This is a genomic window from Streptomyces sp. NPDC019890 (assembly GCF_044903445.1).
Lineage (GTDB): Bacteria > Actinomycetota > Actinomycetes > Streptomycetales > Streptomycetaceae > Streptomyces.
On the sequence record NZ_JBJDQK010000009.1, the window covers coordinates 253,948 to 280,279 of the forward strand.

The window sequence follows — 26,332 nt, forward strand, 5'->3', positions numbered from 1 at the left end:
CGGCCCTGCGCCGCGCGGGCGGCGCGACGGGCCGCGGCGGCATGCCTGCGGGCAGCCGCGGGCCGGGCGGTGTGGAGCGGGGCGCGGAAATGGGCCGCAGCCGGGTGGTGGTCTCGACGGCCGCGGCGTCGGCGGGCGGGGCCGGCGCGGCGGCGGCTGCGTCCGCTGCGGGAAGGTCGGTCGCCGGTCGCCCTGCGTCGGAGGGAGCGGGCGGCACGTCCGGCCGGGGCGGTACGCCGGACGGCGGCTCCGCGTCGGAAACGTCGGGGCGGTCCGGGCGCGGCGTGGTCTCCGCCCGCCCGGCCCAGACGTCGGCCGTCGTGGACACGGCACGCGCGGGCGGCACGTCCGGCCGCGGCGGAAGCCCGGCGGGGGGTTGTGGGGCAGCAGGGGGCGCGCCGGGGCGCTCGGCGGCGGTACGGGGCGCCGCCGTCGGCGCGGTGGCGGCTGCGTCCGCGCCGTCTGCCGACGCACGGGGCACGCCGGAGCCCTCGGGGCGTCCCGGACGCGCGGAGGGCGCACGCCCGGGGCGGCCGTCAGCCTCCGGCCGCCGGGCGTCCGCGGGCGTGGAAGCGGTGCGCGCGGGTGGTACGCCAGGCTGCAGCGGCGCAGGGCTGGGCGGCTCCGCGCGCCGATCCGTCGGCGGGCCGTCCGCACGCACCGGCCGCCGGGCGTCCGCAGACGTGGACGCCGCGCGCGCGGGCGGAAGCCCGGTCGACGGCTGCGACGCAGGTCGGGGCTTCTGCGCGGGCTCGGAGGTGTGCGCAGGTGTGTCCGGGGGGAGCAGGTCCGCGATGCCCGAGGTGCGGAGCGGCCTGGGGGGCTCCGGGGAAACCAGTGCCTCCGTGATGCGGGACGCACCGGGCGGCGTCTCGTCCTCGTGGCGGCCGGGAGGGCGCTGCGCCTCCGTGCTCATCCCGCCCCCCTGGTTTCTCGTCCACGTACAACGACGGATCGCCTCTCGGGGCAGGCCCGTTCGTCACCGCGTGCCGGTCACTCTACGGGCTCAAACGCACCCCGCGGCAACGAGACCAGGGGTCCGGGTGGATCTGCCCAAAACGTCCTCTTACCCTGCGGTAATCCGGTCTGGCAAGCTCGGGCCATGACTCCCCGTGCCGCTGACCGGGCCCGCTACGACAGGGCCACCGCCCATCTCGACGCCCCACTCGCCGTCGTGGATCTCGACGCGTTCGACGCCAACGCGGACGATCTGGTGCGCCGGGCCGGCGGGAAGCCCATCCGGGTCGCGAGCAAGTCCGTACGCTGCCGAGCGCTCCTGGAACGGGTCCTTGCGCGGGACGGGTTCGCCGGGATCATGTCGTTCACGCTGGACGAGTCACTGTGGCTGGCGCGGGCCGGGTTCGACGACATACTGCTCGCCTACCCGTCCGCCGACCGGTCCGGGTACGCGGAGCTCGCCGCCGACCCCAAGCTGGCCGCCGCCGTGACCGTGATGGTCGACGACCTGGCACAGCTGGAGCTGATCGACCGCTCGCGGGCGGGCGGCAAGGAGGAGATCCGGATCTGTCTGGAGCTGGACACCTCCCTGAAGCTGCTCGGCGGGCGGGTGCGGATCGGCGCGCTGCGTTCCCCGCTGCGCGAGCCCGCGCAGCTCGCCGAGCTGGCCCGCTCGATCGCCCGCCGCCCCGGTTTCCGGCTGGTGGGTCTCATGGCGTACGAGGGGCATGTCGCGGGGGTCGGCGACGCCCTGGTGGGGCGGCCGCTGCGGTCGCAGGTCATCCGGCTGATGCAGGCCACCGCTCGCAAGGAGCTCGCCGTCCGGCGGGCGGCCGTGGTGCGCGCGGTACGGGCGGTGACGCCGGACCTGGAGTTCGTCAACGGCGGCGGCACCGGCAGCGTCCAGCACACCGCGGCCGAGGACGCGGTGACCGAGATCGCCGCCGGTTCGGGGCTGTATGTGCCGCGTCTTTTCGACAACTACACGTCGTTCAATGGGCGTCCGGCCGCGCTCTTCGCCCAGCCCGTGGTGCGCAGGCCCGGCGTCGGCGTGGTCACGGTGCTCGGCGGCGGCTATCCCGCTTCGGGCGCCGCGGGCGCGGACCGGCTGCCCGTGCCGTATCTCCCGGAAGGGCTGCGCTACGACCCGCAGGAGGGACCCGGCGAGGTGCAGACCCCGCTGCTCGGCGCGCCTGCCGACGATCTGCTGATCGGCGACAAGGTGTGGTTCCGGCACGCCAAGGCCGGGGAGATGTGCGAGCGCTTCGACACGCTGCACCTGATCGAGGGCGACCGGGTGACGGGGACCGCGCCGACGTACCGGGGCGAGGGCCGCGCCTTCCTCTAGCCCGGCAGGATCGGCCGGACAGGGGTTAGCCCGGGCCGATGCTGCTGCCCACGCCGCCGCTCGTCGCATCGCCGATCGGGCGGATGCTCGCAGCGATCTTGTCCATGTCCGCGAGCCCAGGCGCCTCGGGGCTCGCGTCGAAGGCGAACCGGACGATGACCATTGCTTCCGTACCCACCGTCGAGGGGAAGGCCAGCGACTGGACGTACCCGCCGGGGCCCGCTCCGGTGACGACCCGCCAGCGCACCAGATAGCCCGCGCGCCCGGCGACCGCGACGGACTGCGAGGCGAGCACGGTGTGGGACTTGATACCGCCGTAGATGCGGCTGCCGACGACGTCCTCCTCGTACGCCTTGTCCGCCGCCGTCGCGATGTCCTGCTTGGCCAGCGCCGCGGGCGAGGTCTTGTCCGTCCGCGTCGCGGTGATGGAGGACACCCGGCCGCGACGGCAGAGCGGCGAGCCGCCGGCCGGGCAGTCGTAGGTCTCCTCCGTGACCATCGTCGAGCCCTCGTCGAGCGAACTGTCCGACTTCTCCCAACCCTTGGGGACGGGCATGGAGATGCCGTTGAGCTGGTCGGTGAGCAGTGCGGAGTCGTCCGTCGCGGGCGGAGTCGTGGCCTGGCTGTTCTTCGGGTCGGCCGTGCTCGCGGCCGGATCGGAAACGCTCGGCGCGGACTTGGGCTTCGCGCCCTCGTCGTCCTTCCCGAGCAGCACCGCACCGGTGGCGATCGCGGCGACGAGGACAACACCCACGGTGGCCAGGGCAAGGGTGCTGCCCTTACGGCTCACCGCGGCGGCAGGCGGACCGAAACCGGCGGCCGGGACCTGCGCCTGGACCGGGCGGGTGTGCGCGGTCCAGGCGGTCCCGTCCCACCAGCGTTCGGTGCCGGGCATGTTGGAGTCCGGGTACCAGCCGGCCGGTGTCGTCATGCTCATCCGGCCACCTTAGGGGGCCCGTTCAGGACGGGTACACCGAGTCCAGCTGGTCGCGAACGACGCTGCCGTCCCCCTGCGTACGGGCGCGGATGTGCCGTCCCGCTCGGTGAATGCCGAGGCCGCGCCGGGGTAGGGACGCCCGGCTGTCGGCGTGTTTGCTGCGGACTGACTACGGAAGCGAGGTAGCGGTTGGCCTACAGAGGCGTGACATACGCGCCCGAGATTCCGCCGTCGACCAGGAAGTCGGTGGCGTTGATGAACGAGGAGTCGTCGCTGGCGAGGAAGGCCACGGCGGCGGCGAGCTCGTCCGCCTCCGCGAACCGTCCGGCCGGGATGTGGACGAGCCGGCGCGCGGCGCGCTCCGGGTCCTTGGCGAACAGCTCCTGCAGGAGCGGGGTGTTGACCGGTCCCGGGCAGAGCGCGTTCACCCGGATGCCCTCGCGGGCGAACTGCACGCCGAGCTCGCGCGACATGGCGAGCACGCCACCCTTGGACGCGGTGTACGAGATCTGGGAGGTCGCCGCGCCCATGATCGCCACGAAGGACGCGGTGTTGATGATGGAGCCGCGGCCCTGGCGCTGCATATAGGGGATGGCGGCCTTGCAGCAGAGGTAGACGGAGGTGAGGTTGACGTCCTGGACGCGCTTCCAGGCCTCCAGTCCGGTGGTGAGGATGGAGTCGTCGTCGGGCGGCGAGATGCCCGCGTTGTTGAAGGCGATGTCAACGCTGCCATAGGTGTCGTACGCCGTCTTGAACAGCGCCTCGACCTGCTCCGGGTCGGTCACGTCGACACGTACGAAGGTGCCTCCGACCTCGTCGGCCGCGGCCTTGCCCGCGATCTCGTCGATGTCGCCGCAGACGACGTTCGCTCCCTCGGAGGCCAGGCGGCGCGCGCTGGCGAGGCCGATTCCGCTGCCCGCGCCGGTGATGACTGCGGTACGGCCGACCAGGCGGCGGCAGATGTTGGTCTCGGTCATGGTGTGTTCAGGCCTCCGTGCTGATGAAGACGTTCTTGGTTTCGGTGAAAGCGGCAAGCGCGTCGGGGCCGAGTTCGCGGCCGAGGCCGGACTGCTTGTAGCCGCCGAACGGCGTCCAGTAGCGGACGCTGGAGTGGGAGTTGACCGAGAGGTTGCCGGCGGCGACGGCGCGGGAGACCCGGATCGCGCGGCCGATGTCGCGGGTCCAGATCGACCCTGACAGGCCGTACTCGGTGGCGTTGGCGAGCCGGACCGCCTCGGCCTCGTCCTCGAAGGGGAGGACCGCGGCCACCGGGCCGAAGACCTCCTCGCAGGCCGCCGGGGCATCCGGGGCGAGGTCGGTGAGCACGGTCGGCGGGAACCAGAAGCCGGGTCCTTCGGGTGCTGTGCCGCGGATCCCCTTCAGCTCGTCGGGTACGTACGAACGCACCCGTTCCAGCTGGGACCTGGAGATCAGGGGGCCCATCTGGGTCTTCTCGTCGGCGGGGTCGCCGACCACGACGGACTCGATCGCGGGAGCGAGGAGATCGAGGAAGCGGTCGTAGACGGAGCGCTGCACCAGGATGCGGGTGCGTGCGCAGCAGTCCTGGCCGCTGTTGTCCAGGAAGGACATGGGGGTCGCGGCGACCGCGGCCTCGAGGTCCGAGTCGGCGAAGACGATGTTGGGGCTCTTGCCGCCGAGTTCGAGCGTCACGCGCTTCACGCGGTCGGCGCACCTGGCCATGATGCTCTTGCCGACGCGGGTCGAGCCGGTGAAGACGATCTTCGCCACGCCCGGGTGCTCGACGAGCGCGTTGCCCGCGACGTCGCCCGCGCCCGGCAGCACCTGGAACAGATCCTCGGGAAGGCCTGCCTCCAGGGCCAGTTCGGCCAGCCGCAGCGCGGTCAGCGGGGTCGTCTCGGCGGGTTTGAGGAGCACCGCGTTGCCCGCGGCCAGCGCGGGGGCCGTGCCCCAGGCGGCGATCGGCAGGGGGAAGTTCCAGGGCGCGATCACGCCGATGACGCCGAGCGGTTCGAGGATGGTGATGTCGAGGCCGCCCGCGACGGGGATCTGCCGGCCGCTGAGGCGCTCCACTCCCCCGGCCGCGAAGTCGAGGAGATCGCGGACGTTACCGGCTTCCCAGCGGGCGTTGCCGATGGTGTGACCGGCCTCCCGCACCTCCAACTGCGCCAGTTCTTCGAGGTGTTCGTCGACGACGGCCGCGAAGCGGCGCAGCAGCCTGGCGCGGTCGGCCGGTGCGGCCGCCGCCCAGCCGCGCTGGGCGGCGGCCGCCCGTGCGACGGCGGCATCGACCTCGGCGGCCGTCGTCGCCCGCACGGTCTCGACGACCTGGCCGGTCGCCGGGTTGAGCACCTCGTGGTACGCGTACGACAAGACGTTCCTCACAGACGTTCGAAGGAGCGGCGGAGCTCCCAGTCGGTCACCGCGGCGTCGAAGGCATCGAGCTCGACCCGCGCCATGTTGAGGTAGTGCGCGACGACTTCGGCGCCGAACGCGGACTTGGCGATCGGGCTGTTCTCCCAGAGTTCGGCGGCTTCCCGCAGCGTGGTGGGGACCTGCTCGTATCCGGCGGTGTACGCGTTCCCGGTGCACTCGTCGGGGAGTTCCAGCTGCTGTTCGATGCCGTACAGACCGGCCGCGACGAGTCCCGCGACGGCCAGGTGCGGATTGACGTCGCCGCCAGGCAGCCGGTTCTCGAAGCGCATCGAGCGGCCGTGGCCGACGACGCGGAGCGCGCAGGTGCGGTTGTCGTAGCCCCAGGCGACGGCGGTCGGCGCGAAGGAGCCGGGCTGGAAGCGCTTGTAGGAGTTGATGTTGGGCGCGTACAGCAGCGAGAAGTCACGCAGCGCGGCCAGCTGTCCGGCCAGGAAGTGCCGCATGACCGGCGACATGTCGTGTCCCTGGCCGTTCCCGTCGCCCGCCATCACATTGCGGCCGTCGGCGTCCTGGAGCGAGAGGTGGATATGACAGGAGTTGCCCTCGCGCTCGTTGTACTTGGCCATGAAGGTGAGCGAGACACCTTCCTGGGACGCGATCTCCTTGGCGCCGGTCTTGTAGACGGCGTGCTGGTCGCAGGTGACCACGGCCTCGTCGTACTTGAAGGCGATCTCGTGCTGGCCGGGGTTGCACTCGCCCTTGGCGGACTCGACGGTCAGGCCGGCCGCGGCCATCTCGTTGCGGATCCGGCGCAGCAGTGGTTCGATCCGGCCGGTGCCGAGGACGGAGTAGTCGATGTTGTACTGGTTGGCCGGGATGAGGTCGCGGTAGTTGCGGTCCCAGGCCTCCTCGTACGTGTCCCGGAAGACGATGAACTCGAGCTCCGTGCCCACATGCGCGGTGAAGCCGTGCTCGGCGAGGCGCTCCAGCTGGCGGCGCAGCACCTGGCGGGGAGCTGCGACGACGGGTGAGCCGTCGTTCCACGCGAGGTCGGCGACGAGCAGAGCGGTGCCCTGGTTCCAGGGGATCCGGCGCAGTGTGGTGAGGTCGGGGTGCATGGCGAAGTCGCCGTAGCCGCGCTCCCACGAGGACATCTCGTAGCCGTCGACGGTGTTCATCTCGGTGTCGACGGCGAGGAGGTAGTTGCAGCCCTCGGTGCCGTGTTCCAGGACCTCGTCCAGGAAGAAGGGTGCGGCGAACCGCTTGCCCTGGAGCCGTCCCTGCATATCGGGGAAGGCCAGGACGACTGTGTCGATCTCGCCGCTCGCGACGAGGGCGCGAAGCTCCTCGACCCCGAGCGGGGGTTTGCGGTCTGCCACGGGATTACGCCTCCTTGGGTCAGCCGGAAGCCATAAGGTATTACTGAAGACCATTGCATGGGAAGAGGAAACGGCGACGTGGTGAAGAAGAGTGAACCGGCAGACCCGCTGACCCCCGTACTGCGCCCCGTGCGGGCGGGCAACGGCTTCGAAGAGGCGCTGGAACAGATTCTTCAGCTGCTGCGCCTCGGGCTGGTCCCGCGCGGGGACCGGCTGCCCGCGGAGCGCGAGCTCGCGGAGCGGATGGGGATCAGCCGAGTGACGCTGCGCGAGGTGCTGAAGGTGCTGACCGACCAGGGCCTGGTGGAGAGCAGGCGCGGCCGGTACGGCGGCACGTTCGTACTGCACCGCCCCGACGCCCACGGCGAGGACGAGCTGCGCCGGCGCGTGGCGGACGTGGACGTCGAGGACACCCTGCGCTTCCGCGAGGTGCTCGAGGTGGGGGCCGCCGGGCTGTGCGCGGCCCACGGATTGTCCGACGAGGGCATAACACGCCTGCGTACGGCCCTTGCCGCGACGCACGACGCACCGCTGACCGAGTACCGGCGGCAGGACACGCTGCTGCATCTGACCCTCGCCGAGCTGTCCGGGTCGCCCACGCTGACCGCGCAGTACGCCGCGGTGCGGGCGACGCTGAACGATCTGCTGGACTGCATTCCGCTGCTCGTACGGAATCTGGAGCACTCGCAGCACCAGCACACGGCGCTGGTCGAGGCGGTCCTCGACCAGGACGCGGACGCGGCGCGCGAGGTGATGCGGGAGCACTGCGAGGGCACGGCGGCACTGCTGCGCGGCTTTCTGTCCTGACCCCCGGCCGCTGCTCATCCGTAACCTCGGGTTTACGCAGGGGGCTTGCGCATTCCCGAAGACTGCCGCAATGGTGTCCGCACAAACCTTTGACCTCTGCCAGGAGCGACCCCATGGCCGAAGGCACCACCACACACGACTCCTCCCCCTCTTCCTCCCCGGCCGACGACGCCTACATGAACCGGCGCACCCTGCGCAGGGGCAGCGCCGGCTGGCTGCTTCTCACCGGGCTCGGCGTCGCCTATGTCGTCTCCGGGGACTTCTCCGGCTGGAACATCGGCCTGTCCAAGGGCGGCTTCGGCGGACTCGCGGTCGCCACGCTGCTGATGGGCGTGATGTACGCCTGTCTCGTCTACGCGCTCGCAGAGCTGTCGGCGATCCTGCCGACGGCGGGCGGTGGCTACGGCTTCGCCCGCCGCGCGCTCGGCACCTGGGGCGGCTTCCTGACCGGCACCGCGATTCTCATCGAGTACATCCTCGCGCCCGCCGCGATCTCCATCTTCATCGGCGACTACGTCGAATCGCTCGGTCTGTTCGGCCTCGAATCCGGCTGGCCGGTCTATCTCGCCTGCTTCGCGATCTTCATCGGGATCCACCTGTGGGGCGTCGGCGAGGCGCTGCGCTTCAGCCTGGTGGTGACGGCGATCGCGGTCGCGGCGCTGCTGATCTTCGCGGTCGGCGCGTTCACCGACTTCAGCGCGGGCGGGCTCGACGACATCCCGGTCGACAAGAACGCGTTCGGCTCGGGCTCGTGGCTGCCGTTCGGGCTGCTGGGCATCTGGGCGGCGTTCCCCTTCGGCATGTGGTTCTTCCTCGGCGTCGAGGGCGTACCGCTGGCGGCGGAGGAGGCGAAGGACCCGGTGCGCTCCATGCCGCGGGCGCTCTCGATCTCCATGGCCATCCTGGTGCTGCTGGCCGTGCTGACCTTCTTCGCCTCGACCGGCGCACGCGGCTCGAACGCCATCCAGGAGGCCGGAAACCCGCTGGTGGTGGCGTTGCAGGGGGACGGCGACCCGACGCCGCTGAGCCGCTTCGTCAACTACGCCGGTCTCGCCGGCCTGGTCGCGTCCTTCTTCTCACTGATCTACGCCGGCTCACGCCAGCTCTTCGCACTCTCCCGGGCCGGCTATCTGCCCCGCTTCCTCTCCCTCACCAGCCGTCGCAAGTCGCCGTACCTGGGGCTGCTGATCCCCGGGGCGATCGGCTTCGCGCTGGCGGCGGGGACGGGGAACGGGGCCCGGATGCTGAACATCGCGGTCTTCGGCGCGACGATCTCGTACGCGCTGATGGCGCTGTCGCACATCGTGCTGCGGCGCCGGGAGCCGGGCCTGGAGCGTCCGTACCGCACCCCGGGAGGCGTGCTGACCTCCTCGGTGGCGTTCGTGCTCGCCCTCTCCGCGCTGGTGGCGACGTTCCTGGTGGACAAGGACGCAGCATTCATCGCGCTGGGCGTCTATGCCGTGGCCCTCGCGTACTTCGCGATCTACAGTCGCCATCACCTGGTGGCGCGGGCGCCGGAGGAGGAGTTCGCGGCGCTGGCGGCGGCCGAGGCCGAGCTCGAACGTAACTGACTCGAACGCAACTGAACTGGATCCGCGGGAAACGGAGTCACTGTGTCCAAGCCGCTCATCGGTGTCACGACGTATCTGGAACCGGCCAAGTGGGGCGTGTGGGAGATGCCTGCGGCGCTACTGCCCGCCGGATACCCACGCCTCGTCCAGACGGCGGGCGGCCTGGCCACGCTCCTCCCACCGGACGACCCGTCCATGGCCGAGTCGGTCGTGGCCCGGCTGGACGGCCTTGTCATCGCGGGCGGCGCGGATGTCGAGCCCCTACGGTACGGAGCCGAGCCCGACCCCCGCACGGGCCCGCCGGCGCGGGAGCGGGACGCCTGGGAACTCGCCCTGATCCGGGCGGCGTTGGCGTCGGGGACGCCGCTGCTGGGGATCTGCCGGGGGCTGCAGCTGCTGAACGTCGCGCTGGGCGGGACGCTGGTGCAGCACCTGGACGGTCACGTGGGGGGTGTGGGCGTGTTCGGCCGGCACACGGTGAAGCCGGTGCCGGGGACGCGGTACGCGTCGATCGTGCCGGAGGAGTCGTCGGTCCCGACGTACCACCACCAGTCGGTGGACCGCCTGGCCGACACCCTCGTGGCGAGCGCGTATGCGGAGGACGGCACGGTGGAGGCGGTGGAGCAGGCGGGCGCGGGGTGGGCGCTGGGGGTGCAGTGGCACCCGGAGGCGGGGGATGACGACCGGGTGATGTCATCGCTGGTCGCGGCGGCGTCGTCCTGAGGGGAGCGTTTCCCCTGCCTTGCCCTTTCCTGCGGTTCGCCCGCGAAACCACCCACCGGACAGCAACCACCAACGCCCCCCTGGCCCACGCTCACCACGAACCCGGTGACTCGCCCCACCAGCGTTTGAGGCGTGAGGCCTGGGGCGGAGCCCCCACGCGGCGGAGCCGCAAATCGGCCCAGCGGGAAGGGCCGGGATGGGGGCGAGCCCGCCGCAGGCGATCGACGCGCGGGAACCCGGTGTCACCCCGCCGTCGACCGTCCCCTCGTCAGCGTGAGCAAATCCCGCGCCGGGCCCGTCGGCCGATGCGACGTCGGCCAGACCGCACGCAGGTCCCGGTGAAGGCCCACCTCCTCCACCGGGACCGCCGTCAGGCGGCGCGCCGCCAGTTCCTCCGTGACCGCCAGCTCGCTCAGGACCGCCGGGCCCGCCCCGCTCACCGCCGCCGCCTTGACCGCTGTCGTGGAGGCGAGTTCGAGCAGGGGTTCCGCCAGCCCGCCGCAGGCCGACAGCGCCGAGTCGAGGACCTGGCGGGTGCCCGAACCCCGTTCGCGGAGGATCAGCGGGGTTGCCGCCAGCTCCGCCGGAGTCAGCGGAGCCCGGCGACGGGCCCACGGATGGCTCGGGGCCGCCACCACCAGGAGGCGGTCGTGGCCGATGACCGCGCCGTCCAGGCCCTGCGGCACGGACAGCCCCTCCACGAAGCCCAGATCCGCCTCGCCCGCGAGCAGCCGCCGGGCCACCGTCGCCGAGTTTCCGGCCAGCAGCGAGACCGCCGTGCCCGGCCGCTGCGCGCGGAGCGCGATCAGCCAGCCCGGCAGCAGATACTCCGCGATCGTCATCGAGGCCGCCACCCGCAGCCGCGAGTCCCGCCGCCCCCGCAGCGCCTGCGCCCCCGCGTCGAACGCCTCCGCCGCCTCCACGACCCGCCGCGCCCAGTCCGTGACCAGCGCCCCCGCGTCCGTGAGCCGGGACCCGCGCGGTGACCGGTCCACCAGCGCGACCCCCAGCTGGCGCTCCATCGAGCGGATCCGGCTGCTGGCGGCCGGCTGGGTGATGCCCAGTTCACGCGCCGCACGCCCCAGGCTGCCGTGCCTCGCGACGGAGAGCAGCAGCTCCAGCGCACCCAGATCCGGCACCCGGTGCGCAAGCGGCACCCGCTCTTCCTCGGCTTCGCTCATAAGCCCAGTTTATGGGTCCATAGGAGAATCATCCCTGGTGGGGAGCCACGCCCGACGCGAGTGTGGGGAGATGGTCATCGCCGTGCAGCCCCACCGCCACGCCACCGCGTCCACCTTCACCACCGTACGGCTGCCGTCGCTCCGCCATTTCGGCCCCAACTGGTACGCGACCGTCATGGGCACCGCCATCGTCGCGAACGCCGGCGTCGGCCTCCCTCTCGACTTCCCCGGCCTGCGCACCGCCTGCACCGCCGTCTGGGCGCTGTCCGCCGCCCTGCTCGCCGTCGTCCTGGCCGCCCGCGCCGCGCACTGGGTCCACCACCGCGACCAGGCCCGCGCCCACCTCGCCGACCCGGCGATCGCGCCCTTCTACGGCTGTCTGTCCATGGCGCTGCTGGCCGTCGGCATCGGCACCCTGACGGTCGGAGAGGATGTGATCGGCGAGCCCGCGGCCGTGACGACCGCGGCTGCCCTCTTCATCGCCGGCACCCTGATCGGGCTCACTGCCGCCGTAGTCGTCCCGTATCGGATGGTCGTACGCCAACGGGTCGCACTCAGCGCCGCCTCACCCGTCTGGCTGCTGCCCGTCGTCTCCCCGATGGTCTCCGCCTCGCTCGGCTCCCTCCTGGTACCGCGACTGCCGGCCGGGCAGTGGCGGGAGGGGCTGCTGCTGGCGAGCTACGCCATGTTCGCGCTCAGCCTGCTGGCCACCCTGATCATCCTGCCGATGCTCTTCTCCCGGCTGATCCACCTCGGCCCGCTGCCGCTCGCGCTCACGCCCACCCTCTTCCTCGTGCTCGGCCCGCTCGGCCAGTCGACGACCGCGGTCAACAAACTGGCGGACGTGGCCCCGGGCGCGATCCGGACCCCGTACGCCGAAGCGCTCGGCACCTTCGCCGTGATCTACGGCGTCCCGGTGATGGCCTTCGCCCTGCTGTGGCTGCTGCTCGCCGGCGCCATGGTCGTGCGAGCCGCGCGGGAGGGCATGCCGTTCGCGATGACCTGGTGGGCCTTCACCTTCCCGGTCGGCACCTGCGTGACCGGCGCGGAGGGTCTTGCGCACCACACGGGCCGGGTCGCCTTCGACTGGCTGGCGGTCGGCCTGTATGCGTTCCTCTTCACGGCCTGGGCGGTGGCAGGATTCCGTACGCTGCGCGGCCTGTTCAGCGGAGCGCTGCTCGCAACACCCACTGGGCGCTGCTGTCGGCCTGCTGCGTCAACCTCTCGGAAGGGCGACGGTGAACTCGACGTCGACCGCGTCGCGGAGTTTGAGGGCGCCGAAGAAGCCTGAGTATGGCTTGATGCCCCACTGGGACTGCACCAGGCTCGCGGTACCGGCGACGGTGACGTCGTCCTGCTGCCGCACCTCCAAGCGCAGCGGGCGGGTCTGCCCGACCAGGGTCAGCTCGCCCGCGACGATTGCGCTGTCGTCGTGGAGTTCCACACCCGTGGAGGTGAAGGTCGCATCTCGGTGGCCATCGACCTTCAGCAACTTGTGCATCGTCTGCTGGATCTGTTGCTTGTCGCCGTCGCTGAGCGGCTTGACCCCGCCGGTGCCTTCCAGAACCTTCAGCGCCCCCAGGTCCACGCGTACGGACACTGCGGGCCGGGTGGCGGAGTCTGCGGGCACGGTGACGTGACCTTGCCAGAGGGTGGCCTCGATGAGCAGGTCATGTCCCACCCTTGCGGCAACGCCCTGGCGGAAGGTACGCAGCAGCAACCGACCGGTCTGCCGGCCAATCTCGTACTCACCTGCTGCTACGGCCACGGGCTCAGCCTACGACTGCGCCTGGTAGTCGGCCAGCTGCCCTGAAGTCGGCGGTCGCGCACTGTCGTACCCCGTCGCTCATGGGGGCCGTCGCGAAGCAAGGCCGACTATAGGGTCGTCCCGTGAAGATTCGGTTCGGTCGCCCCGACATCTCCCGCTACGCGGACCGCTTCGACTTGCCCGAGGCTGATCAAGGGCTGTCCGTCACCTTCCTGGGCGTGTCCACCCTCCTCGTCGGGGACGGGACCTCAGCCGTCATGACCGACGGTTTCTTCTCGCGCCCCTCACTCCTGGCGGTTCTCGCGCGACGAATTGCCCCGAACCATGCTCGTATCGACGCCGCTTTGAAGCGGGCTGAGGTGACGTCACTGGACGCGCTCGTCCCCGTACACACCCACTTTGACCACGCCATGGACTCGGCGGTGGTCGCTGCCCGCACCGGAGCCCGCCTGGTCGGTGGCCCCTCCGCAGCCAACGTCGGACGTGGCGGCGATCTGCCCGACGACAGGATTGTGCACGTCACGCCCGGCGAACAGGTCAGGTGCGGCGCCTTCACGTTGACCCTGGTCGAGTCCTGTCACTGCCCACCCGACCGGTACCCCGGGGCCATCAACGACCCCGTCGTGCCGCCAGTCATGGCATCGGCGTACCGCTGCGGCGAGGCCTGGTCCCTCCTCCTCGAGCACACCGGCGGCCGCAGCGCACTGATTCAAGGGAGTGCAGGTTTCGTCCCAGGCCTCCTGAGTGGGCGGTCGGCCGACGTGGTCTACCTCGGCGTAGGACAACTGGGCCTTCAGGACGAGGATTACATCCGGACCTACTGGAAGGAGACGGTCGAGACGGTGGGTGCACGTCGGGTCGTCCTCATCCATTGGGACGACTTCTTCCGGCCACTCAGCAAGCCCCTGCGCGCACTGCCCTATCTGGGCGACGACCTCGACGCCACCATGCGCGTCATCGACCGACTCGCCACTGAGCAGGCTGTCTCGTTGCACTTTCCCACCCTGTGGAGGCGTGAAGACCCCTGGTCCGGGCTGTAGTCCCTGTGTGCGCCTACTCGGGGCAGGGTTCGCAGACCCCGGGCGGATCCCGGTACTGGCCGCAGCCATTCAGCGAAGTGCTCGTCGTAGCGCCGCGCCGAGCACGCCGGGCGCCTCCGCCAGCGACGGCCCGTACCACGTGAGATGGCGCCCGCTGACCAGCGCGGCAGGCAGCCCCGGAAAGGCCTCGGGCCCGTCGTCCGCCGCGAAGCGGTACGGCTCGTCGGGCAGGACCGCCAAATGGGCGCCGCAGTCGCGCAGTTGGTCCAGTGGGATGCGCGGATACCGTTCGGCGTGCCCCGCGTATACATTCCGGACGCCCAGTCGGCGAAGCAGATCACCCGCGAAGGTGTCGCGGCCGAGCACCATCCACGGCCGCCGCCAGATCGGTACGACCGCCGACAGCTCCCCCATCGGCCCAACAGCCGACCACGCCTCCTGTGCCTGGTCGAGCCAGCGCGGTCGGGTCAGTCCGCAGCCGCCCACCAGTACCCGCTCCAGTTCGCGGAACGCCTGATCCAGGTCGCGTACCTCGGTCTCCAGCACCTCGACGCCCGCCGCGCGCAGCACGGCCAGATCGGGCGCCCGGTTCTCCTCCTCGTTCGCGATCACGAGGTCGGGGTGCAGCCGGATCACCGCCGCCGTGTCCGGGTTCTTGGTGCCGCCGATGCGTACGGCGTCGAGACCGGCAGGGTGGCTGCACCAGTCGGTCGCCCCCACCAGCAGCCCGGGCGCGCTGACGGCCACGGCCTCGGTCAGCGAGGGCACCAGCGAGACGACGCGCACTACGGCTCCTACTTCTCGGGCGTCTCGATGTGGTCGGAGACCGTCACGACGACGATCCGGGTGTCCGGGGAGGTGGCGCGCCACCGGTGCCGTACGCCGCCGGAGAGGAAGAGCGTGTCGCCGCGCGCCAGCCGGTAGGCGCGTCCCTCCGCCTCGACCTCCGCGGTGCCGTCCGCGACGTACATCAGCTCGTCGTTGGGGTGCTGGAACTCGCGGCCCGCGTCCTGCTCCCCGATGAACTCCAGGGCCTGCAGTTGATGACGTCCGCGCACAAGCCGGCGGGTCCTGGCGGCGGGCGGAAGCGCGGCCTCGTCCCAGCCTCGTACGACGTTGACCGTGCGTGTGGCGTCGGATGCGGCGAGCAGCCGGGCCGTCGTGGTCTCCAGGGCGTCCGCCACCCGCTGGAGCGAGAGCATGCTGGGGCGGGCCCGCTCGTTCTCGATCTGGCTGAGGAAGGGCACAGAGAGGCCACTGCGCGCCGCTACTGCGGCGAGCGTGAGGTCCAGGGCACGGCGGCGCCTGCGCACGGCCACGCCCACCCGAAGAGGTTCCTTCGGGTCCTTCGCGTCCTTCGCGTCCATCTGCCGGGCTCCCCTTCCCTGGTCATGTCTCACCTTACGCAGCTTCCGGCTCCGGTTTCGCGCCGAGGCTCCTCCTGCGGGCGGGGCCGGCGAAGCGCGCGAAGGGGTGGTCCCCGCCATCGGCGGGAACCACCACTGGTGCGAGCGGGAGGCTGCTGTTCCTATTTCTGAGGCTGCTCCTACTTCTTGGCCGCCTTGGCGAACGGCGTCCACTTGCGAGAGGGGGGTTGTCCTTCAGAGGTGCGTACGGCGGCCTGTCAGTGGGGTGCGGCATCATCGGGGCTGTGACGCGACGCCTGATGCTCCTCGACACCGCTTCCCTGTACTTCCGGGCCTATTTCGGGGTCCCCGACTCGGTCAGGGCTCCCGACGGCACACCGGTGAATGCCGTGCGCGGGCTGCTCGACTTCATCGCCCGACTGGTCCAGGACCACCGCCCCGACGATCTGGTGGCCTGCTGGGACAACGACTGGCGGCCGCATTGGCGGGTGGAGCTGATCCCTTCGTACAAGGCGCATCGCGTCGCCGTCGAGACGGAGAAGGGTCCCGACGAGGAGGAGATCCCGGACACCCTCTCCCCACAGGTGCCGGTGATCATCGATGTGCTGGACGCCCTCGGCATCGCCCGGATCGGCGCCGACGGCTATGAGGCGGACGACGTCATCGGCACCCTCACCGGGCGCGCCACCGGGCCCGTCGACATCGTCACGGGCGACCGCGACCTCTACCAGCTGGTGGACGATGCGCGCGGTCGGCGGGTGCTGTATCCGCTCAAGGGCGTCGGGACGCTTCAGGTCACGGACGAGGCCTGGCTGCGCGAGAAGTACGGCGTCGACGGCCCGGGGTATGTCGATCTGGCGCTGCTGCGCGGCGACCCGAGCGACGGGTTGCCCGGTGTCCCGGGGATCGGCGAGAAGACCGCCGCCAAGCTGCTGGACTCGTTCGGCGATCTGGCCGGGATCATGGCGGCCGTAGGCAATCCGCTCGCCAAGCTGACGCCTTCGCAGCGCAAGCGCCTTGACGAGGCCAGGGAGTACGTCGCCGTCGCGCCCAAGGTCGTACGGGTCGCGTCGGACGTGCCGCTGCCGGACTTCGACCCCGCGCTGCCTTCCGAGCCGCGTGATCCGGCGACGCTGGACGAGCTCGCGGCCCGGTGGGGCCTGGGCGGCGCACTGCAGCGGCTGCTGTCCACACTTCACGGCTGAGGTGTTAACTTAGGCAAGCCTAAGCAGAGCACGAGTTCAGGGGAGACCGCCGTGGCAGAACGACCGGCCCGCAAGGCACCGAAGCCGTACGAGACGCAGGTGGTCCGCACGGAGCAGCTCACCCCGCACATGGTGCGCGTCGTCCTGGGCGGTGAAGGGCTCGCCGGCTTCGCCATGGACGGGTTCACCGACCACTACGTCAAGCTGCTGTTCGCGCCCGAGGGCGTGAGCTATCCGGAGCCGTTCGACGTGGACCGGATCCGGGAGGAGTTCCCACGCGAGCAGTGGCCCGCCAACCGCACCTACACGGTACGGAGCTGGGACCCGGCCCACCGCGAGCTGACGGTCGACTTCGTGGTGCACGGCGACGAGGGCCTGGCGGGCCCGTGGGCCGCGAGGGCGCAGGTCGGCGACACGATGCGCATTCTGGGCCCCGGCGGCGGCTATGCGCCGGATCCGGCCGCGGACTGGCATCTGCTGGTCGGCGACGAGAGCGCACTGCCCGCGATCGCGGCCTCGCTGGAGCAGATGCCGGCGGGCGCGGTCGTCCGCACCTTCGTCGAGGTGGAGGGCCCCGATGACGAGCAGAAGGTCGTCACGCCGGACGGCATCGAAATCACCTGGCTGCACCGCGGCGACCGCCCGGTCGGCGAGGCGCTGGTGGCGGCCGTCCGCGGGCTCGACTTCCCCGAGGGCAGTGTGTGCGCCTTCGTCCACGGCGAGGCGGCGTTCGTGAAGGAGCTGCGCCGCCATCTGCGGCTGGACCGGCAGATTCCGCGCGAGCAGCTGTCGATCTCGGGGTACTGGCGGCTCGGCAAGACGGACGAGGCGTGGCGCGCCGTCAAGCGCGAGTGGAACGAACAGGTGGAGCGCGAGCAGGAGCGGTCGGCCTGACACACCCCTGGTAACACTCTGCTTCCGCGCGGACCCCTGGCTGAGCTCAGCCTGGGGTTTCGTCGTTCCCGGGCCTGCCGTTGCCGGGCGCGGCGCCCTTGGTCCGCCCGTTGCCCCTCTCGTCGTTCTAGGTCTCGCCGTTCGTGGTCCGACCGCTGCCGCTCTCCGCGCCCTCGTCGCCCTCGTCGCCCTCGTCGCCCTCGTCGCCCTCGTACACGCGGGCGGAGACGTCGGCCTGTGCGAGGCGCCGCAGCGACGCGAACACGGCGTCCCCGAGCACCGTGCCGACCACCACGCTCTCCACCAGGTCGTCAAGACCGGCCCGGCCTGCGACATAGGCCAGGTCGGCCCGCGCGACGCGCTCCGCGGCGTCTGCGTAGGCGTCGAGCACCGACGAGAAGGCCCCGTGGCCGACCCTCTCCAGCGCCGCGAGCGCCGCGGCGAGCGCCTCGGCGGCCGGGTAGCCGTCGTCGACCAGCCAGCCGCGTCGGGCGATCAGCTCACGCACTTCCTCGCGTGCCGCGGCCAGTTCGGCGTCCAGTTCGGCGTCCGGCTCCTCGTCGGCGTACGTGGGGACGATCAGATCCGTGGCCACACCGAGCACCTTGTGCACCGACTGGTCCGGGTCGTCGACCGCCGCCAGGACGTCCGCGATGGCCGCCACCTTCAGTCCGCCGACATCCAGCAGCGCGCGGATCAGCCGCAGCCTGCGCTCGTGCGCATCGTCGTAGCTCGCCTGGTTCGGGCTCGTCAGCCGACCGGCCGGGAGCAGCCCTTCGCGTACGTAGTACTTGATCGTCGGCACCGGAACACCGGTCCTGCGGCTCAACTCGCCAATGCGCACTACCCATTCACCCTTCCGCCCTTGCCAGGGCCACATCCCATCATAGATAGTTCCACTATCGGATAGCAGATAGTGCCGCTATCTATTCTCCCAAGGGAGGGGATTCCTCATGCCTTCATGGCGCACATGGCATCGGCCACTCATGATCTTCACCGCGTCGATGGCGGTCCTCACGGTCGTCTCGGTGGTGGGCATGGTCGCCGACGACCGGGTCCTGGTGGGCTCGCCGATCTGGTTCAAGCCCCTGAAGTTCTCGTTCTCACTCGGGCTCTACGCGCTGACGCTGGCCTGGATGCTCTCGCTCGCCACCCGCGGCCGCCGGGCGGGCTGGTGGGCGGGCACGATCGTCGCCCTGACCGGCGCGATCGAGATGGTGATCATCACCGGGCAGGTGATCCGCGGCAGGCGCAGCCACTTCAACTTCGAAACCGACCTCGACGGCACACTGTTCACCATCATGGGGGCCACGATCATCGTCCTCTGGATCAGCTCACTCGTCATCGCGATCCTGCTCTTCCGCTCCCGGCTGGCCGACCGCGCGTCCGCCTGGGCGATGCGGCTCGGCGCGGCCATCGCCCTCGTCGGAGCCGGGCTCGGCAATCTGATGACGCAGCCCACGCCCGAGCAGCAGGCGGCAGGCGGCCGAGGTGTTTCCACCATCGTCGGTGCGCACAGTGTCGGTGTGCCGGACGGCGGCCCCTCGATGCCACTGACGGGGTGGTCGACCACCGGCGGGGATCTGCGCATCCCCCACTTCGTCGGCATGCACGCCCTGCAGGTGCTGCCGCTCTTCCTGCTCGCCCTGATCGCCCTCGCACCGCGGGTCGCCCGGCTGCGCAACGAGCGCGTACGGCTGCGGCTGGTGCTCGTCGCCGCGGGGACGTACGCCGCCGTGCTCGCCCTCGTCACCTGGCAGGCGCTGCGCGGCCAGCCGCTGATCCACCCGGACGGCGCGACGCTGACCGCCGCGGCCGTGATCCTCGTCGCCGCCGCCATCGGCTCGTACACCGCCCTGCGCACAACGCACGTATCCCCCAAGGCAGTCGACATTGACAAGGAGCTCGTGGCATGACCGGTTTTCTCTTCGAACTCTCCTTCTGGCTGGCGAGCCCGGTCTGGCTGCTGATGATCTTCGCGCCCCGCTGGCGCCCCACCGCCCGCATCGCCGCCTCGCCGCTCACCGTCGTCCCGGTCCTGGTCGTCTACTTCACCATGGCCATCCCGGTCTTCCCCGAGCTCTGGGCGGCGGTCCGCAGCCCGGACATCGACGGATTCCGGGATCTGACGCTCCTGGCGAACGGCGCCGGGGCGATCTGGGCGCAGGTCATAGCCTGGGACCTGCTCCTCGGCCAGTGGATGTTCCTCGAGGCGAGGCGGCTCGGCATCCGCCCGCTGGTGATGAGCCCGTTGCTGGTCCTGACGATTCTGCTGTCGCCCATCGCCCTCGTCGTCTTCCTGGTGCTGCGCGCGGCGAAGGCCCGGTCCGGGGCCACAGCGGGGCACCGGGCCGTACAACCGCTGTAACACACGTGGCGGGCGGCATCACGCGGGACCGGCGTGAAAGCATCTGCGGACCCGGACCAATCCACCCTCCCCTCGGCTCCGAATGCCTGGTGAAATCTGTCCGGACAACATGCCCGCACAGTGGAGGAAAGCCGCGTGAACAAAGCAGTACCGATAGGCGGCCCCGCCTCGACGGGAACCGACCTGCAGCAACTGTTGAGCCTGGTCGCCCGTGGCGACCAGGAGGCCTTCTCCCGGGTGTACGACGCGGTCTGCGGTCCGGTACTGGGGCTGGTGCGCGCCGTGCTGCGCGACCCGGCCCAGTCGGAGGAGGTGACCCAGGAGGTGCTGATCGAGGTGTGGCGTACCGCGGCGCGCTTCCAGCCTTCCCGCGGCTCGGCGATGACCTGGATCCTCACCCTCGCCCACCGCCGGGCGGTGGACCGGGTCAGATCGTCCCAGGCATCCACCGACCGCGAGCGGCGGGCCGCACTGCTGGCGCAGACCCCCGCGTACGACGAGGTCACCGAACAGGTCGAGGCCCGCCTCGAACGCGAACAGGTACGGCGCTGCCTGCGCACCCTGACCGAGCTGCAACGGCAGTCGGTGACGCTCGCGTACTACCGCGGGCTGGCCTACCGGGAAGTGGCCGAACTGCTCTCCGTGCCGCTCGGCACGGTCAAAACACGACTGCGCGACGGGCTCATCCGGCTGCGCGACTGCCTGGGGGTGAGCGCATGACCACGGCGGATCTGCACACGCTGACCGGCGCCTATGTGCTGCACGCGCTGGCGCCCGACGAGCGTGCCGAGTTCGAGCGGCATCTGGGGGTGTGCCCGGCCTGCGCCCAGGAGGTGCGTGAACTGGCTGCCACCGTAAGCAAGTTGGGCCTCGCGGTGGCCATGACGCCGCCGCCCGCGCTCAAGCAGCAGGTACTGCGTCGGGTCTCCGCCGAACGCCAGGATCCACCGCGCATCTCGCGGCGGGCTGTGCCCAGCAGGGCCAAGCGCGGCCGGACGCTGTCCCGGTTCGTGCTGGCGGCCTGTCTCGCCGCTGCCGCCGCGTTCGGCGGGGTGGCCTTCTGGCAGCACCAGGAGGCGACGGACGCACGCCTGCAGGCGCAGCGCGCGCAGCAGCGGGCCGAGGAGCTGGCCCTGGTACTCGCCGCGCCCGACACCAGGGTGAGCACGACGAAGCTCCCGGACGGGGCGCGGGGCACGGTCGTCGTCTCGCACAGCAGGAACAAGGCCGCGTTCCTCACGTCCGGGCTGCCCAAGCCGCCGCATGGGAAGGTCTACCAACTCTGGTTCAACGACGGAGGAGTGATGCGTCCGGCGGGTCTGATGGATCCCGCGGTCACCAATAACGCCGTGCTGATGGACGGACCTTTGAACGCCGCGTCGGGCATGGGCATCACGGTCGAACCGGCGGGCGGCTCGCCGAAGCCGACCACCGACCCGCTGGCCTTGATGAACTTCCCGGTCTGATGCACACCTCCGGCCCGACGTACCTCCCGTCCGACGCACTTCCGGCATGGTGCACTTCCCGCCTGATGCAGTTCCCCACCTGATGCACTTCCCGCCTGAGGAAGGACCCGTATGAGCGTTGCGGTGATGCTGTTCACCTCCGATCTGCGGCTTCATGACCAGCCGGCGCTGTGCGCCGCAGTGCGCGAGGCGGACGAGGTGGTGCCGCTGTTCGTGCTCGACCGGGGCGTGCGCCGCGCGGGCTTCGACGCGCCCAACCGGCGCGCCTTTCTCGCCGACTGCCTGGCGGCGCTGGACGCCGGGCTGCACGAGCGCGGCGGCCGGCTGGTGATCCGCGCGGGCGAAGTCGTCGAGCAGGTCTGCCGGGTGGTCGTCGAGAGCGGCGCGCGGGTGGTGCACATCGCGGGCGGGGTCAGCGCCTACGCCCTGCGCAGGGAGCGGCGGCTGCGCGAGGCACTTCAGGCGATCAGGTGCGCCCTGCACGTCCACGACGGGGTGGTCACGGCGCTGCCGCCGGGGCAGGTGACGCCCGTGGACCGAGACCACTTCGCGGTGTTCACGCCGTACTTCCGCAGGTGGGAGGCTGCCGGGCTGCGTGACGCGGTTGCCGCGCCGCGCGCCGTGTCGGTGCCCGAACTGGCCGGCCTTCCCCTGCCGCGGCGCAGTACGGTCGCCGGTACGTCGCCCGGGCTCCCCAGGGGCGGTGAGCCGGAGGCCCGGGAGCGGCTGCGCCGCTGGCTCGCCGACGAGAGCGGCGGCATCGAGGCGTACCACCAGCGGCGCGACGATCTGGCCGGCCCCGCCACGTCCCGGCTCTCCGCCCACTTCCACTTCGGCACGCTGTCCGCCACGGAGGTGGTGCAGCGGGCGCGCGGCAAGGGCGGCCCGGGCGCGGAGGCTTTCGTACGCCAGCTGGCCTGGCGGGACTTCCACCACCAGGTACTGGCTGCCCGGCCGGGCGCGGCCCACGCCGACTACCGGGCGCGCGGCGACCACTGGTTCCGGGACGAGAAAGAGATCACCGCGTGGAAGGAGGGCCGGACCGGCTCCCCGATCGTGGACGCGGCGATGCGCCAGCTGCGGTACGAGGGGTGGCTGCCCAACCGCACGCGGATGCTGGTGGCGAGCTATCTCACCAAGACGCTGTACGTGGACTGGCGCGTCGGCGCCCGCCACTTCCTGGATCTGCTGGTGGACGGGGACATCGCCAACAACCAGCTCAACTGGCAGTGGGCGGCGGGCACGGGGACCGACTCGCGCCCCAACCGCATCCTGGACCCGCTCGCGCAGGCGAAGCGGTTCGACCCGCACGGCGACTATGTGCGCCTGTGGGTCCCGGAGCTGGAGGGGCTGGCGGGCCCCGCCGTCCATCAGCCCTGGACGCTGGACGGCCTGGAACGGGCCCGCCTGGACTACCCGGACCCGCTGGTGGACCAGGCCGAACGCAGGGCGCGGCTCGAACGGGGCCGGAGCCTGCACTGATCGCGCCGCCCAGGGACACCGTGCGGAAGCCGGCCGTCCCCGGAGCGGTCACAACCGGGGGCTGTGGACCATGTCCACAGCCCGGGCCCCGCGGTGCCGGGCCGACCGCTCAGTCGGCCGTCTCCCCCTTCGTCAGCAGCAGTTGCTGCACATCCAGGTACCCGGACCTGAAGCCCCCTTCGGAGTAGGCGAGATAGAAGGTCCACATCCGGCGGAAGGTCTCGTCGAAGCCGAGGGCGTCCGCCTCGGCGGCGCGTGCGGTGAAGCGTTCGCGCCACAGCCGCAGCGTCTCCGCGTAGTGCGGGCCGAAGCCGTCCCGTTCGGCCACACGCAGCGCGGTGCAGCGCGCGACGAGCTGCTCGATCGCCTCGGTCGAGGGCAGCAGCCCGCCGGGGAAGATGTACTTCTGGATCCAGGTGTACGTACCGCGGGAGGCCAGCAGCCGTTCGTGCGGCATGGTGATCGCCTGCAGGGCGACCCGTCCACCGGGTGCGAGCAGCCGGTCCAGTGTCATGAAGTACTCGGGCCAGTGCTCCTCGCCGACAGCCTCGATCGTCTCCACGCTGACGATCGCGTCGAAGCGGCCGAGCACCTTGCGGTAGTCGCGCAGCAGGACGGTCACACGGTCCTGAAGGCCCGCGTCCCGGATGCGCCGCCACGCCAGCTCCTGCTGCTCCCGTGAGAGCGTGACGGTCAGCACACGCGCGCCGCGCCGGGCCGCCTGGATCGCCAACTCGCCCCAGCCGGTGCCGATTTCGAGCAATTGGCTGCCGGATCCGACCTGGGCGAGATCGAGCAGCCGGTCGATCTTGCGGTGCTGCGCGGCGGCCAGCAGATGGTGCTGTGCCGGGAAGCCGCGGAAGAGGGCGGAGGAGTACGACAGGGTCTCGTCGAGGAAGAGCGCGAACAGCTGGTTGGGGAGGTCGTGGTGGCTCACGTTGGCGCGCGAGCCCTCGGCGGTGTTGCGCCGCGCGGCCGGCTGCCGGGGCGCCCAGGCGCCGCGCAGCCGCTGAAGCGGCTCGGGGACGAGGCTGGCGGCGTGTTCGGCGAGCACGGTCAGCACGCCGACGAGATCGCGGGCCTCCCACTCGCCGGCCATGTACGACTCGCCGAAGCCGATCAGGCCGCAGGCGCCGACGCGGAGGAAGAGGGCGTCCGGGTCGTGCACTTCCATCAGGGGGCCGCCGTGACCGACCGGGTGGCCGCCGCCGAGCCGCACGCGCAGCGGCAGCCGGCCGAGCGCGTGCCGCACGAGCCGTTCGGCGACAGCAGTCCGGAGCCGGGAGTACTTGGGCAGGGCGGCCACATCGGGCCAGCGCCGCGCGTCGACGAACGCGGTGCGCGGGGACGCCGGGGACAGGGACACGGTCACTTCACACCCTCCTGGGGCAGCTGACGAGGACGGGGCTGGACATCCAGTCCGGGCAGTCCGGGCAGTCCGGACAGTCAGGACAGGAAGAGGTGGATGCCATGGAGCCGGACGGCGGCGGACACGGCGAGGGTGGCCCAGGGATTGCGCCGGGCAGCACGCAGCACGTACGCCGCCGTTCCACTACCATTCCCGCTCCCTCCGGGCCGGCCTCGGGCACCGCCCCTCGGTGGGCATTCGGCGCGCTGGGGGCGCCGGATTGGTCGGGCGGTAGATCTTTTCGCCGGGCGGTGCCCGGGGTGAGGGAGCGTGAGGACTTGGGCCCCGTACGGACATGGCGGTGTGACGCCGGTGAAACAGCCTCTCCCTAATTTCTGTCATCCGACAGGAATCAGCGACAGGGGCTGCCATGACCGCCACCGCACCCTCGGACGTACGGCCGGGTCCACACGGGACCGAGCAGGATGACTCGGCCGCGCTGGCCGGCTTCGGCTACCGGCAGGAGCTGCACCGCAGCATGGGGCGGTACGCCTCCTTCGCCGCGGGCTTCTCCTTCATCTCCGTCCTCACCACCGTCTTTCAGTTCTTCGCCTTCGGCTTCTCGTTCGGCGGCGCGGCCTTCTTCTGGACGTGGCCCGCGGTGTTCGCCGGACAGCTCCTGGTCGCCGCCTGCTTCGCCGAACTCGCGGCGCGCTACCCGCTGTCGGGCGCCATCTACCAATGGTCGACGCGGCTGAGCACGCCCGGCTTCGGCTGGTTCGCCGGCTGGATCATGGTGATCGGCCAGGTCGTCGTGGTCGCGGCGGCGGCACTCGCGCTGCAGGTCGTCCTGCCCGCGATCTGGTCCGGCTTCCAGCTGGTGGGCGGCGACCCCGCGCCGACCACGCCGACCGGCGCGGCCAATGCGGCCGTACTCGCCGTGGTGCTGCTCGCACTCACCACCGGCGTCAACCTCCTCGACAACCGCGTGATGTCGGCCGTGAACCGCATCGGAGTCACCGCGGAAATCATCGGGGCGGCACTGATCGTGGTGCTGCTCCTCACCCACTCCGAACGCGGGGCGGGCGTCACCCTGCACACGGGCGGCCAGGGCGGAGCCATCGGCGCGCTGCTCGTCGGCTCGTTCACGGCGGCGTACGTCCTCATCGGCTTCGACAGCGCGGGCGAACTCAGCGAGGAGACCCACGCCCCGCGCCGCACCGCGCCCCGCACGATCCTGCTCGCCCTCGCCTCGGCCGGCGCACTCGGCGGGCTGCTGCTGCTCGGCGGCATTCTCGCCGCGCCCAGCCTGACCGACGGGCGGCTCGCGACGGAAGGTCTGTCGTACGTCCTGACGAGCAGCCTCGGCGACGGCGTGGGCAAGGCGCTGCTCGCGGACGTGGTCGTGGCGATCGCCGTGGCCACGCTGGCCATCCAGACGGCCGGATCGCGGATGCTCTTCTCCATGGCCCGGGACGGCGTGCTGCCCTTCTCGCCCCGCCTGGCAAAGGTCTCCCCCCGCACGGGCATGCCGGCCGCCCCCGCCCTCGCGGTGGGCATCGCGGCGGCGGCACTCGGCCTGCTCAACCTCGCTTCGCCGGAGGCGTTCCTCGCGATCGGCACCACGTGTATCGCGATGCTCTATCTCGCGTACGCGATGGTGACGGGCCCGATGCTGGTACGTAGGCTGCGCGGCGACTGGGACCGCAGCACCGCGGAGACGGACGAGACGGGCCGCCCGCTGTTCTCACTGGGCCGTTGGGGCCTGCCGATCAACATCGTGGCACTGGCGTACGGCCTGTTCATGACGGTGAACCTGGCGTGGCCGCGGGCGTCGGTGTACGACCCGTCGGGCGGACACTGGTACTTCCAGTGGTTCACGGTGCTGTTCCTGATTGTCAGCGTTGGGCTCGGAGCCGTCTGGCGGTGGCGGAATACAAGGCGAGTGCACACGGCAACGCCTGCTCAGCCTCTCCCGGAACTGGCTCAACCTTCCACTACACCTTGATCTCGTCCACGTACACATGTACGTCGTGACGCCGTCAGATGCTGCGGATGCCCAAGGGCCTGGTATCCCAGCTCGGGTTGCCGTACACGCCCGTCGTGAAGTGCTGACCCGCACATGAGCAAGGGCCC

At 71.3% G+C, this 26,332-nt stretch carries 24 protein-coding genes; 14 read left to right on the forward strand and 10 right to left on the reverse strand.

Going from position 1 to position 26,332, the window contains the following annotated elements; genetic code table 11:
- Positions 1 to 1,102: 1,102 nt before the first annotated feature.
- Positions 1,103 to 2,305, forward strand: coding sequence for an amino acid deaminase/aldolase (locus tag ACI2LP_RS24770; RefSeq protein WP_404726687.1), 1,203 nt, complete (start codon positions 1,103 to 1,105; stop codon positions 2,303 to 2,305).
- Positions 2,306 to 2,330: 25 nt separating this feature from the next.
- Here the strand turns inward: ACI2LP_RS24770 and ACI2LP_RS24775 are convergent, their stop codons facing one another.
- The 4 genes from ACI2LP_RS24775 to ACI2LP_RS24790 all read right to left on the reverse strand — a co-directional run bounded on the left by ACI2LP_RS24775 (position 2,331) and on the right by ACI2LP_RS24790 (position 6,976).
- On the reverse strand, positions 2,331 to 3,242 hold the full coding sequence (locus ACI2LP_RS24775) for a DUF2510 domain-containing protein (RefSeq protein ID WP_404726688.1): 912 nt from the start codon (positions 3,240 to 3,242) through the stop codon (positions 2,331 to 2,333).
- Between the two features lie 194 nt (positions 3,243 to 3,436).
- Entirely contained in the window at positions 3,437 to 4,219 is a 783-nt protein-coding gene (locus ACI2LP_RS24780) for a 3-oxoacyl-ACP reductase (protein ID WP_404726689.1), read from the reverse strand.
- Positions 4,220 to 4,226: 7 nt separating this feature from the next.
- Entirely contained in the window at positions 4,227 to 5,594 is a 1,368-nt protein-coding gene (locus tag ACI2LP_RS24785) for an aldehyde dehydrogenase family protein (RefSeq protein WP_404726690.1), read from the reverse strand.
- Between the two features lie 8 nt (positions 5,595 to 5,602).
- Positions 5,603 to 6,976, reverse strand: a complete 1,374-nt coding sequence (locus ACI2LP_RS24790) for a glutamine synthetase family protein (protein WP_404726691.1) — start codon at positions 6,974 to 6,976, stop codon at positions 5,603 to 5,605.
- Positions 6,977 to 7,033: 57 nt separating this feature from the next.
- Between ACI2LP_RS24790 and ACI2LP_RS24795 the strand changes: the two genes are divergently transcribed.
- From ACI2LP_RS24795 to ACI2LP_RS24805, 3 genes are all read left to right on the forward strand, one after another.
- Positions 7,034 to 7,783: a FadR/GntR family transcriptional regulator gene (locus ACI2LP_RS24795; RefSeq protein WP_404726692.1), complete on the forward strand. Its 750-nt coding sequence runs from the start codon at positions 7,034 to 7,036 to the stop codon at positions 7,781 to 7,783.
- Between the two features lie 113 nt (positions 7,784 to 7,896).
- On the forward strand, positions 7,897 to 9,354 hold the full coding sequence (eat, locus tag ACI2LP_RS24800) for an ethanolamine permease (RefSeq protein WP_404726693.1): 1,458 nt from the start codon (positions 7,897 to 7,899) through the stop codon (positions 9,352 to 9,354).
- Between the two features lie 42 nt (positions 9,355 to 9,396).
- Positions 9,397 to 10,077, forward strand: a complete 681-nt coding sequence (locus tag ACI2LP_RS24805; protein ID WP_404726694.1) for a gamma-glutamyl-gamma-aminobutyrate hydrolase family protein — start codon at positions 9,397 to 9,399, stop codon at positions 10,075 to 10,077.
- 242 nt (positions 10,078 to 10,319) lie between these two features.
- Here ACI2LP_RS24805 and ACI2LP_RS24810 read toward each other — a convergent pair whose 3' ends face one another.
- Positions 10,320 to 11,258 (reverse strand): LysR family transcriptional regulator, encoded by a 939-nt coding sequence (locus tag ACI2LP_RS24810; protein ID WP_404726695.1) that lies wholly within the window; start codon positions 11,256 to 11,258, stop codon positions 10,320 to 10,322.
- A 70-nt stretch (positions 11,259 to 11,328) separates the two neighbouring features.
- Here ACI2LP_RS24810 and ACI2LP_RS24815 point away from each other — a divergent pair, with 70 nt between their 5' ends.
- Positions 11,329 to 12,549, forward strand: a complete 1,221-nt coding sequence (locus ACI2LP_RS24815) for a TDT family transporter (protein ID WP_404726696.1) — start codon at positions 11,329 to 11,331, stop codon at positions 12,547 to 12,549.
- On the opposite strand, the gene ACI2LP_RS24820 is transcribed toward ACI2LP_RS24815, so the two are convergent.
- Positions 12,475 to 13,026, reverse strand: coding sequence for a YceI family protein (locus tag ACI2LP_RS24820; protein WP_404726697.1), 552 nt, complete (start codon positions 13,024 to 13,026; stop codon positions 12,475 to 12,477). The two genes, ACI2LP_RS24815 and ACI2LP_RS24820, sit on opposite strands and share 75 nt — an antisense overlap.
- A gap of 122 nt (positions 13,027 to 13,148) precedes the next feature.
- Here ACI2LP_RS24820 and ACI2LP_RS24825 point away from each other — a divergent pair, with 122 nt between their 5' ends.
- On the forward strand, positions 13,149 to 14,066 hold the full coding sequence (locus ACI2LP_RS24825) for an MBL fold metallo-hydrolase (RefSeq protein WP_404726698.1): 918 nt from the start codon (positions 13,149 to 13,151) through the stop codon (positions 14,064 to 14,066).
- Positions 14,067 to 14,135: 69 nt separating this feature from the next.
- Here the strand turns inward: ACI2LP_RS24825 and ACI2LP_RS24830 are convergent, their stop codons facing one another.
- Together ACI2LP_RS24830 and ACI2LP_RS24835 are read right to left on the reverse strand one after the other, a co-directional pair.
- A complete protein-coding gene (locus tag ACI2LP_RS24830; RefSeq protein WP_404726699.1) occupies positions 14,136 to 14,852 on the reverse strand; it encodes a helical backbone metal receptor in 717 nt (238 codons plus the stop codon).
- A gap of 8 nt (positions 14,853 to 14,860) precedes the next feature.
- Positions 14,861 to 15,433, reverse strand: coding sequence for a helix-turn-helix domain-containing protein (locus ACI2LP_RS24835; RefSeq protein WP_404726700.1), 573 nt, complete (start codon positions 15,431 to 15,433; stop codon positions 14,861 to 14,863).
- A gap of 299 nt (positions 15,434 to 15,732) precedes the next feature.
- Here ACI2LP_RS24835 and ACI2LP_RS24840 point away from each other — a divergent pair, with 299 nt between their 5' ends.
- Positions 15,733 to 16,638 carry a 5'-3' exonuclease H3TH domain-containing protein gene (locus ACI2LP_RS24840; protein ID WP_404726743.1) on the forward strand — a complete coding sequence of 302 codons (906 nt, stop codon included), beginning with the start codon at positions 15,733 to 15,735 and terminating at the stop codon, positions 16,636 to 16,638.
- Positions 16,639 to 16,689: 51 nt separating this feature from the next.
- Entirely contained in the window at positions 16,690 to 17,532 is an 843-nt protein-coding gene (locus ACI2LP_RS24845; RefSeq protein ID WP_404726701.1) for a siderophore-interacting protein, read from the forward strand.
- 127 nt (positions 17,533 to 17,659) lie between these two features.
- Here the strand turns inward: ACI2LP_RS24845 and ACI2LP_RS24850 are convergent, their stop codons facing one another.
- Positions 17,660 to 18,376, reverse strand: a complete 717-nt coding sequence (locus ACI2LP_RS24850) for a MerR family transcriptional regulator (protein ID WP_404726702.1) — start codon at positions 18,374 to 18,376, stop codon at positions 17,660 to 17,662.
- 160 nt (positions 18,377 to 18,536) lie between these two features.
- Here ACI2LP_RS24850 and ACI2LP_RS24855 point away from each other — a divergent pair, with 160 nt between their 5' ends.
- The 5 genes from ACI2LP_RS24855 to ACI2LP_RS24875 all read left to right on the forward strand — a co-directional run bounded on the left by ACI2LP_RS24855 (position 18,537) and on the right by ACI2LP_RS24875 (position 22,848).
- Positions 18,537 to 19,448, forward strand: coding sequence for a hypothetical protein (locus tag ACI2LP_RS24855; protein WP_404726744.1), 912 nt, complete (start codon positions 18,537 to 18,539; stop codon positions 19,446 to 19,448).
- Positions 19,445 to 19,900: an ABA4-like family protein gene (locus tag ACI2LP_RS24860; protein WP_404726703.1), complete on the forward strand. Its 456-nt coding sequence runs from the start codon at positions 19,445 to 19,447 to the stop codon at positions 19,898 to 19,900. Before ACI2LP_RS24855 ends, ACI2LP_RS24860 begins: the two co-directional genes overlap by 4 nt.
- 135 nt (positions 19,901 to 20,035) lie before the next feature.
- On the forward strand, positions 20,036 to 20,620 hold the full coding sequence (locus ACI2LP_RS24865) for a sigma-70 family RNA polymerase sigma factor (RefSeq protein WP_360876133.1): 585 nt from the start codon (positions 20,036 to 20,038) through the stop codon (positions 20,618 to 20,620).
- A complete protein-coding gene (locus tag ACI2LP_RS24870) occupies positions 20,617 to 21,366 on the forward strand; it encodes an anti-sigma factor domain-containing protein (protein WP_404726704.1) in 750 nt (249 codons plus the stop codon). The genes ACI2LP_RS24865 and ACI2LP_RS24870 overlap by 4 nt, the downstream gene beginning before the upstream one ends.
- 111 nt (positions 21,367 to 21,477) lie before the next feature.
- Positions 21,478 to 22,848, forward strand: coding sequence for a cryptochrome/photolyase family protein (locus ACI2LP_RS24875; protein WP_404726705.1), 1,371 nt, complete (start codon positions 21,478 to 21,480; stop codon positions 22,846 to 22,848).
- Positions 22,849 to 22,957: 109 nt separating this feature from the next.
- Here ACI2LP_RS24875 and ACI2LP_RS24880 read toward each other — a convergent pair whose 3' ends face one another.
- Positions 22,958 to 24,220, reverse strand: coding sequence for a class I SAM-dependent methyltransferase (locus ACI2LP_RS24880; RefSeq protein ID WP_404726706.1), 1,263 nt, complete (start codon positions 24,218 to 24,220; stop codon positions 22,958 to 22,960).
- 406 nt (positions 24,221 to 24,626) lie between these two features.
- On the opposite strand from ACI2LP_RS24880, the gene ACI2LP_RS24885 reads away from it, so the two are divergent.
- Positions 24,627 to 26,204 (forward strand): amino acid permease, encoded by a 1,578-nt coding sequence (locus ACI2LP_RS24885; protein WP_404726707.1) that lies wholly within the window; start codon positions 24,627 to 24,629, stop codon positions 26,202 to 26,204.
- Positions 26,205 to 26,332 lie beyond the last annotated feature (128 nt).

Excerpts from the sequence above, each read along its gene's own strand:
- ACI2LP_RS24770 (WP_404726687.1), top strand. The coding sequence starts at position 1,103 with ATGACTCCCCGTGCCGCTGACCGGGCCCGCTACGACAGGGCCACCGCC.
- ACI2LP_RS24775 (WP_404726688.1), bottom strand. The coding sequence starts at position 3,242 with ATGAGCATGACGACACCGGCCGGCTGGTACCCGGACTCCAACATGCCC.
- ACI2LP_RS24780 (WP_404726689.1), bottom strand. The coding sequence starts at position 4,219 with ATGACCGAGACCAACATCTGCCGCCGCCTGGTCGGCCGTACCGCAGTC.
- ACI2LP_RS24795 (WP_404726692.1), top strand. The coding sequence starts at position 7,034 with ATGGGAAGAGGAAACGGCGACGTGGTGAAGAAGAGTGAACCGGCAGAC.
- eat (WP_404726693.1), top strand. The coding sequence starts at position 7,897 with ATGGCCGAAGGCACCACCACACACGACTCCTCCCCCTCTTCCTCCCCG.
- ACI2LP_RS24810 (WP_404726695.1), bottom strand. The coding sequence starts at position 11,258 with ATGAGCGAAGCCGAGGAAGAGCGGGTGCCGCTTGCGCACCGGGTGCCG.
- ACI2LP_RS24815 (WP_404726696.1), top strand. The coding sequence starts at position 11,329 with ATGGTCATCGCCGTGCAGCCCCACCGCCACGCCACCGCGTCCACCTTC.
- ACI2LP_RS24835 (WP_404726700.1), bottom strand. The coding sequence starts at position 15,433 with ATGGACGCGAAGGACGCGAAGGACCCGAAGGAACCTCTTCGGGTGGGC.
- ACI2LP_RS24840 (WP_404726743.1), top strand. The coding sequence starts at position 15,733 with ATGCTCCTCGACACCGCTTCCCTGTACTTCCGGGCCTATTTCGGGGTC.
- ACI2LP_RS24855 (WP_404726744.1), top strand. The coding sequence starts at position 18,537 with ATGGCGGTCCTCACGGTCGTCTCGGTGGTGGGCATGGTCGCCGACGAC.
- ACI2LP_RS24860 (WP_404726703.1), top strand. The coding sequence starts at position 19,445 with ATGACCGGTTTTCTCTTCGAACTCTCCTTCTGGCTGGCGAGCCCGGTC.
- ACI2LP_RS24870 (WP_404726704.1), top strand. The coding sequence starts at position 20,617 with ATGACCACGGCGGATCTGCACACGCTGACCGGCGCCTATGTGCTGCAC.
- ACI2LP_RS24875 (WP_404726705.1), top strand. The coding sequence starts at position 21,478 with ATGAGCGTTGCGGTGATGCTGTTCACCTCCGATCTGCGGCTTCATGAC.
- ACI2LP_RS24885 (WP_404726707.1), top strand. The coding sequence starts at position 24,627 with ATGACCGCCACCGCACCCTCGGACGTACGGCCGGGTCCACACGGGACC.